This is a genomic window from Kitasatospora sp. NPDC007106, assembly GCF_040634455.1.
In the GTDB taxonomy this organism is placed as follows: domain Bacteria; phylum Actinomycetota; class Actinomycetes; order Streptomycetales; family Streptomycetaceae; genus Kitasatospora; species Kitasatospora arboriphila.
The window spans coordinates 1-2,192 of sequence record NZ_JBEYFP010000924.1 but is presented as its reverse complement, the minus strand read 5'-3'; the positions used below and the strand labels follow the sequence as shown (position 1 = coordinate 2,192).

Here is a 2,192-nt window from a genome sequence, read left to right as displayed (position 1 = left end):
CCCCGCCGGGCGGCCGGCCCGGCCGCCGCCCGCGGGGAGGCCGCCCGCCGGCGGCTGGCCGTGCTCACCGAACGCGAGCGCGCGGTGGTCGACCTGCTCGGCGAGGGCCTGTCCAACGCCGACGCCGGTGCCCGGCTGCACATGAGCGAGGCCACCGTGAAGACCTACGTCAGCCGGATCCTGGCCAAGCTGGAGTGCGACAACCGGGTGCAGGCCGCGCTGCTCGCCCGCGACGCGGGGCTCTGACCGGGTGCCCTTCGGGGGCTCAGACCTGTGGTTGGAGGACCCCGCCGAGCCGGGCCTGCGCCCGGTCGAGGTCGCGGTTGAGCTGGGCCCGGAGGGCGGGCAGCAGCGCGAGCGCGGCCCGGGCGGCGTCCGCAGTCGGCTCCGGGTCGGCCTCGGCGGAGGTGACCGCGGCCCGCAGCGGCATGGTGGTCAGCGCCGTCTCCCAGGCCGCGCGGTGCACCCCGGCCGCGTACCGGGAGGTCAGGTACTCGAGCGGGGTCAGCGCGACGCCGTCGGCGTCGCCCGGTCCGGCCAGCCGCTCGCTCGGCAGCAGCCAGGCGATGCCGTCCCGGGCGATCAGTTCGAACGCGCGGGACTCGTCGGGCACCGCCCACGGGCCGCCGTCGGGCGTGGCGGCGGCCAGCAGCCGGTCCAGCATCGCGGCCTCGCGCGCGCCGGCCGTGCGGTCCGGATGCTCCTGGTCGGCGAGCAGTTGGGCCAGGTGGTAGCGCTGGCCCCAGCTGCCGACCCAGCGGTGCATGGCACCGGCCCGGGTCTCCCGGAGGGCCGCCAGCGCGAGGGACCGGGTGGTCAGGTCGCGCCGGACGAGCACGCCCTCGGACTCCGGGCCCAGCCGGCGCAGGGCCGACTGCACGGTGGCCGGGGTGGGGCCGTCGTACCAGCGCAGGGTCCAGCAGCGGCGGACGGGGTCGTACTGCGGCTCGAAGGCGGTGCGGTACTGCGCGCCGAGCCGGTCGGCGAGCCGGCGCAGTCGGGGCCTGCGCCGGGATGAGGGGGTGGGCATGGCTGCACAGTAGCCAGCACGCACCGGCGCGCGACGCGACGCGCGCGACCCCTCACCCCGCTGGGCGCCCCCCGCCCGGCCCGAGGGGTGAACGCCCCGGCCCGGTCGTATCCTGCTGTCCCCGTGCGGGCAACCACCAGGTGCGCGTGGGGGCACCTCCTGGCCGAAGGCCGGGGGAGAACTGCGCACTTCGGATGCGGGCCGCCGTACGAACCCCGGCTCGGCCCATGCCACCACGGTGCCCGCTCCCGGACTGCGCAGTTCCCCGCGCCCCTGGTCGAGCCACCCGGCCCGTCTGAGGACACGCCCGCTAGGTCGCGAAGTCGATGTCCTTCAGGCGCAGCGCGCCCGTCTGGTCGAGCAGCACGGTGGAGGTGCAGCCCGCGAGCGGCCCGTCGGCCGCCGCGAGCCGGGCGTGCAGCCGGTCGGTGGCCCAGCGGTGCCGGGCGAAGGCGTAGGCCGAGACCCTGCGGCCGCGTTCCCGCTGGCCCTGGGCGGCCTCCTCGGGGCTCGCGTCCAGCAGCAGCAGGTGCACCCGGCGCCCCTGCGCGGCCGCCGTGCGTGCGATCCACCACCGCACCCAGGGCATCGTGCCGCAGTCGTGCACCACCAGCGGCCCGCCGGACCGCAGTGCCCGGTGCAGTTCGCGGTAGTGGTGCAGCCGCACCAGCGGCCGGTAGAGGGCGTACGGCAGGGACGGCAGCCGCTCCTCGTACCGCTCGCGCGAGTGCTGGGAGTCGACCACCGGTGCCCGCGAACAGCGCCTGATCAGGGTGGACTTGCCGCTGCCCGGCAGGCCGGAGACGACGACCACGTCCTCGGCCGGGTAGTGCAGCGCGCCCGGCACCGGCCGGCCGCGCAGGTCGTGCAGGCCCGCCGGGCGCAGCACGCCCGGTGCGGTCCGTGCCGTGCGTGCTTCGGTCCCGGCCCCCGCCGCGGGCCCGGTACTGACGGTTTCGCGCACCGCCCCCTCCTTCCGGTACCCGTGCCCTACCCGGAACGGGACAAGGCCTCACCAAGAGAGGGTAATGCGATCACCCGGGCCCGAGGGGTGCCGTTCCGTGCCGTGACCCGGCTGTGGTGTGCTGGAACGGCTTCGGGACGACCCGGTGACGTCCGCGCCCCGGCCGGCCCGGATCCCGTGCCCGGCCCGCCCGGTGAC

The 2,192-nt window shown here is 77.2% G+C and carries 3 protein-coding genes; 1 reads left to right on the top strand and 2 read right to left on the bottom strand.

The window, feature by feature from the left end; translation table 11 throughout:
• On the top strand, nt 1-246 hold a 246-nt coding region (locus tag ABZ641_RS34085; protein ID WP_359988185.1), incomplete at its 5' end, for a LuxR C-terminal-related transcriptional regulator.
• 19 nt (nt 247-265) lie between these two features.
• Here ABZ641_RS34085 and ABZ641_RS34080 read toward each other — a convergent pair.
• Both ABZ641_RS34080 and ABZ641_RS34075 read right to left on the bottom strand, forming a co-directional pair.
• A complete protein-coding gene (locus ABZ641_RS34080) occupies nt 266-1,030 on the bottom strand; it encodes a hypothetical protein (protein ID WP_344627727.1) in 765 nt (254 codons plus the stop codon).
• Nucleotides 1,031-1,340: 310 nt separating this feature from the next.
• Nucleotides 1,341-1,919 carry an AAA family ATPase gene (locus ABZ641_RS34075; RefSeq protein ID WP_359988183.1) on the bottom strand — a complete coding sequence of 193 codons (579 nt, stop codon included), beginning with the start codon at nt 1,917-1,919 and terminating at the stop codon, nt 1,341-1,343.
• Between the last annotated feature and the right edge of the window lie 273 nt (nt 1,920-2,192).